The sequence below is a fragment of the Paucilactobacillus nenjiangensis genome, assembly GCF_005405445.1.
Taxonomy (GTDB): domain Bacteria; phylum Bacillota; class Bacilli; order Lactobacillales; family Lactobacillaceae; genus Paucilactobacillus; species Paucilactobacillus nenjiangensis.
In genome coordinates this window covers 1-5214 of the sequence record NZ_BJEB01000088.1, presented here as the reverse complement: position 1 = coordinate 5214, position 5214 = coordinate 1, and the positions used below count along the sequence as shown (strand labels likewise).

Annotated in this window: 5 protein-coding genes; all 5 read right to left on the bottom strand. The window is 36.8% G+C overall.

Annotated elements, in window-relative coordinates:
- Positions 1-125: 125 nt before the first annotated feature.
- A complete protein-coding gene (locus FFM59_RS09620; RefSeq protein WP_137602822.1) occupies positions 126-1241 on the bottom strand; it encodes an NAD(P)-dependent alcohol dehydrogenase in 1116 nt (371 codons plus the stop codon).
- Positions 1242-1324: 83 nt separating this feature from the next.
- Positions 1325-1729, bottom strand: a complete 405-nt coding sequence (locus FFM59_RS09615) for a hypothetical protein (protein ID WP_137602821.1) — start codon at positions 1727-1729, stop codon at positions 1325-1327.
- Positions 1707-2063, bottom strand: a complete 357-nt coding sequence (locus tag FFM59_RS09610; RefSeq protein ID WP_137602820.1) for an acetyl-CoA carboxylase — start codon at positions 2061-2063, stop codon at positions 1707-1709. The genes FFM59_RS09615 and FFM59_RS09610 overlap by 23 nt, the downstream gene beginning before the upstream one ends.
- Positions 2041-3339: a Y-family DNA polymerase gene (locus FFM59_RS09605; protein WP_137602819.1), complete on the bottom strand. Its 1299-nt coding sequence runs from the start codon at positions 3337-3339 to the stop codon at positions 2041-2043. Before FFM59_RS09605 ends, FFM59_RS09610 begins: the two co-directional genes overlap by 23 nt.
- Positions 3340-3449: 110 nt before the next feature.
- Positions 3450-5168 carry a mucin-binding protein gene (locus FFM59_RS09600; RefSeq protein ID WP_137602818.1) on the bottom strand — a complete coding sequence of 573 codons (1719 nt, stop codon included), beginning with the start codon at positions 5166-5168 and terminating at the stop codon, positions 3450-3452.
- Positions 5169-5214 lie beyond the last annotated feature (46 nt).

Genomic DNA, 5214 nt, shown 5'->3' with positions numbered 1-5214 from the left:
GCTAGTGGTTCCGACTACTACGGCCCACAGTGGACTTTCACCACCTAGTTGGCGCCCATGCCGGGCGCACTCAAAAAGTCCCATAATCTGATTATTCAAATTATGGGACTTGCAACTATTATTTATTAAAATTTGTAATCTTCATCAATTACTAGAATTGGCTTGATTGTTTTGCCACTAATTGAATCGGCATTGGCTTCATTAATTTCAGAGAACTTATATAACTTCTCAGTCTTATCAAATGGGAACATTCCTGCACGATAGAATTTGATTAACCGCGGAATATCAATTTGTGGAATCGAATCACCCATGTTAACACCAATAACTGATCGATCATCAACACATAAATTATTCCAAGTATCTAAATCGATATGATTTGGGGTAACAGCGATACAAGCACTAACGCCACCTTGTGCTAAGGCTAAAATAGAATTTTCCATTACTGAAGTTACACCAGTAGTGTCAACTGCGTAATTAACACCACGACCATCAGTCAATGCTTTAACAGCCTCTACAACATCTTCATTTTTACTATTGATTGTGTCTGTAGCCCCTAATTCTTTAGCTAATTTAAGACGTTCATCAACGACATCAATTGCAATCACGGTTGTACACCCAGAGATTTTACCTGCCATCATTGCAGCTAAACCAACGGCACCCGTCCCAAAGACAGCAATTGTTTCACCTGGACGTGGTTTCAAGGTATTTAACACCGTCCCACTACCAGTTACATAACCACAGCCCAATGGAGCTAATTTGCGTAAGTCGAGGTCTTTATCAACTTTCACAGCATTCCGTTCACGCACTACTGTTGTGGTTGTAAATGATGATTGATCAAACATGTCTAACACTTTTTCACCATTTTCAGTAAAGTGTGCACTTTGATCTGGACGCACACCTGAAAGGTTATTTTCACCATAGTGCAAACACTGTGTTGGAATTCCTTTCAAGCAATTATCACAGTTCCCACAGGCATAAAATGACATCACCACATGGTCTCCTGGTACAAAGTTTTGAACATGAGAGCCAACTTTTTCAACAATTCCGGCTCCTTCATGTCCTAGCACGATTGGGTAACCAATCACTGCATCACCCTTACGAAGTGCCTCGTCGGAATGACAAATACCACTTGATACCATTTTCACTTGAATATCATCTGGTTGCATGTCAGCTAATTCAATATCATCTCTGATTTCAAATTTGCCACCCTTTTCATCAACAACTGCTGCTGTAATTTTCATAAAAAACACTCTCCTCTTTTTGTGAAATCGTTTACAACTTAGTTATATCAGTTCTTGATAGTCATTTCAACTAATATCCAAAATCAGCTATTCTCCCACTTGGGATTATCAACAATTTGGATATTACGGATATCATCAACTTCATACTGGGTAGCCTGCTCTTGATTAACCTTTTTTACCCATAGTTTCCCTTCATCTGCACTTTCAACAATTCCTTCAATAATTGGTAATAAATTACCGCCTTCAACATAGGACATTTGAATCGCAACTAGTTTATGACCAAATAATGCGTCATAAATAATTTCACTTTTTTCGTCTATTGACTGACTTGGCCTGACCGGTTCTGCCTCTTCGTCTTTGTGCATCTTTTTAATTGCATTAGTATGGTCTGACAAAAAGAATCCCGCCCATTTCATCATTCCTCGATCTTGATAGTCACGCCTAAAAAACACGTCTGGAACTGTCTCATCCTTTGCTTTGTGAATCATGTGTATCCTTCCTTTGGATTAACTTCCCACTCGTCCATTTTTGACCTTCGAAGCCACGAAAAGCCATCGATAAATTAGTTTCTTGTTTCACTAACTTCAATACTTGTTCCAAATATTCAATCTTGTAATTAAAAATTGAATGTAATGGATATGACCTTTCTCGCTTTTTATCATGATAAACATCAAAAAAGAAATTATAGCTTTTCCCATAAATGTTATTAACTACATCGATATGGTATCGATGTTGACTCTTTGGCTTGAATAAAACTTTTAATCTCGTCAAAATAATTTCACTATCTTCTTCAACTTTTTTAGTCAAAACTGTTTCCTCCATTATGACCTCCTACTAATTTAGAACGAGCTAGCATCGTACCGCCTTTCATTAAACTACTGGCTGGAACTAACGCCATCTGTCCAAATCGATCTCTAATTTTATCTAACATTCGCTGATATAAATCTTCTTTAATTTGTTGATTTGGGTCTCTAAATAAGTTCAGTTGCAACCCATAATTCGCCGTTAACCTTGAATACGACACGGCAATATTTCGAATCGTTTGGCCAGTCCATGAACGATGAAATAGTCCCAATAAATAATTACATAGGTCACGCCCAGTATCTGTTGGTTCAATTCGCATTGAGTGACTAAAGCCGCCCCGTCCATCTTCAACCGTCGCTGCATACGAAAAACCGATACTTAAACTCACGCAACTAGCCATCTGATTATGATGTCGCATTCGTGAAGCCACTTGATTGCCAATTTCTTTAATCACCAATTCTATTTCATCTTGATTTTGATAATCTCGTGGTAAAACTTGCGAGTTACCCCAGCTTTTATCTTTTGGGGTCACTAATTGGCTTAATTGACTACGATCAATTCCCCAAGCCAGCGCATATAGCTGCGTACCAATAATGCCAAATTCAACTTTTAATTCATATGGATCTGCCAATGCTAATTCACCAATTGTCTCAATTCCTTCTCGTTTTAAATGTGCCTCAGTTCGATTACCAATACTCCAAACATCCGATAATTTAGTAATCTGCCAAACTTTTTGAGACATTGATTCATAAGTCAAATCTCCAATTAAGTCATGATCATGCTTAGCAAATAAATCCAATGCTAATTTAGCTTGCAAGGGATTTTCACCAATACCAACAGTCGTATATAACCCCATTCGTTGACGCACTTCTAGCTGAATTCGTTTGGCTACTTCCAATGGCGTCTTTCCAAACAGCTTCCAAGATTTAGTTAAATCTAAAATTGATTCGTCAATTGAATATGGATAACAATCCTCATCCGCCACGAATTCTCGAAAAATTTTATTTACCTCCAAATTACGTTCGATATACAAATTCATTCTAGGTGGCACTACTAATAAATCATGACTGACTGGCACTTCATATTGCCGAGAAACATTTCGAATACCAAATTCTTTTTTAGCTTTCGGCGAAGCGGCTAAAACCAAACCAGTCCCGGTGTTATCCGTTTCCGACATAACAATGAGGACTGATTGGAGTGGATTAAGCCCACGCTCAACGCTTTCAACAGACGCATAAAAACTTTTATTATCAATCATCAAATAGACCCCATGTGGCTCATTAGCATAATCCATTTTGTCAGCCCTCCTTAATTTGATACTTAAATTATACGAACGTTTGTTCGCTTTTTCAAGTAAAAAAATACCTTCTGATTTTAAAATTTGAATTCAGAAGATATTAAAATTTAACGACTACGTTTCTTAAATCGTGTGATGCCCATAAATGAGAACATCATTCCAATCAGTCCAAGTGATACTAAAACATTCTGGTCATTATTTTCACCAGTTTGAGGTAATCTTTGTGTAGCAGATTGAACTTTGTCATTATTATTTTTCGAGGTATTTAATTTAACAGTTGTCTGAGATTTAGTTTCGGGTTGATTAATTAAATCTGAATAAACGGGGGCATCCTCAACTTCGTCAGTTGGTACTGTCTGTGTTGGTGTATCTGAATCTATCACTTTATAGCCTGGATCTGACGTTTCTGTCTTAAGTGCAGTTCCTGATCCAATTATCGCTACTTTATAATTAACTGTTTCACTAGTACTTTCTGGTTTCGTTTGAGTTGTATTCAAGTTAACGCTCGCAACTGTTTTAGTTTCCGGCACTAAGCTATATTGACTACCATCAGTTTGTGTTCCATGAATAGTATTAACTTTCACTTCTGCATAGTTATCAGTTGGCGTATACGTTATTTCACCAGTTACCTTATCCGTATCAACATTCCAATTTACAGATTCAACTGTAGGTTCTGGCGCATTAATATCTGATCCAATTACATTGTAATTAATCGTTCTCGTAGTCGTGATAACTGATGTTTCATGTTTGTGTACTAAATGAATCGTAAAATTGTCAGCATCACTATTATTGGCGAATGTGTAATCAACTGAAGATAGTTGGTTTTCTGCCAATTCATAGTTTTCTGGATCGGTGACCTCATAAGTACCAGTTTGATTAAACGATCCCTGTTTTGTGACCACATCAATGGTTTTATCATCAGTGTCATCATGATAAATCACATCTAACGTTTGCCCATTAATCGTGTATATCACCGTCTCAGTACTATCAGTATCAGTTATTTCTGGTGTTACTGATTGCACAGTATACGTTTCTGGTGAGTATCCTAATACTAACGGACTAATTACTGACTCAAATTTACTATCTCCAACTAACGTCCAATTGCCATATTTTACCGTTTTTTTAGTCACATTATCAGTCGTGTAGGTTCTTTCAAAGTTAACATTCTGGACAACCTTATCCATTGAAGTTGGGGTGCCTTCATAATTAATTGTCCGTGTTACTGTGTGATGAGTTTCATTATATTCTGAGTTATCTGCATCCGTTGGTACACCATTATTTGTAGTTCCATCCTTTAAATCTACTTCGTAATACTGATTATCGTCAGGATCAGCCGTAAATTTAATCTTGTTTCCACTGCTTACAATGGTATTGTTTACAACAGTGTATCCCAGATCTTTGTAGTATTGAATATCTTGTGCCGGATTATAGTCAACTTCTCCGCCTGAAAAACCATCTTTTCGAATCTGTTTTAATCGTGAACGTCCTGACGTCACATCTACAAATTCAATTGTCATTACTTGTTGCTTTGGCTTATAAATTACATGAATATCGTATTTACCATCTTGATTATCATAATTAGTAATTTCATCATTGGGCAATGATAATCCTGGAATCAAATTAGTGTCGACAGTATAGCCTTCAACAGATTTAACTTTCAAATCAGCATTACCAGATAAGACCCATGGATAATACTTGTTCAAACTGGGGTCAGACTCATCTTGCAAAACAAAGCGATTAGCCGTAATTTTTTGTATCGTAGATGTAGCAAATGTAGTGCCATCTTCATATTCATAGAGAGCGTAAAATATCTTGTGTAAATGCATAAAAGATTTCTGAATTGTATAGAAATAGGGAATGCCTTCCCTTATG

Excerpts from the sequence above, each read along its gene's own strand:
- FFM59_RS09620 (WP_137602822.1), bottom strand. The coding sequence starts at position 1,241 with ATGAAAATTACAGCAGCAGTTGTTGATGAAAAGGGTGGCAAATTTGAA.
- FFM59_RS09615 (WP_137602821.1), bottom strand. The coding sequence starts at position 1,729 with ATGATTCACAAAGCAAAGGATGAGACAGTTCCAGACGTGTTTTTTAGG.
- FFM59_RS09610 (WP_137602820.1), bottom strand. The coding sequence starts at position 2,063 with ATGGAGGAAACAGTTTTGACTAAAAAAGTTGAAGAAGATAGTGAAATT.
- FFM59_RS09605 (WP_137602819.1), bottom strand. The coding sequence starts at position 3,339 with ATGGATTATGCTAATGAGCCACATGGGGTCTATTTGATGATTGATAAT.
- FFM59_RS09600 (WP_137602818.1), bottom strand. The coding sequence starts at position 5,168 with ATGCATTTACACAAGATATTTTACGCTCTCTATGAATATGAAGATGGC.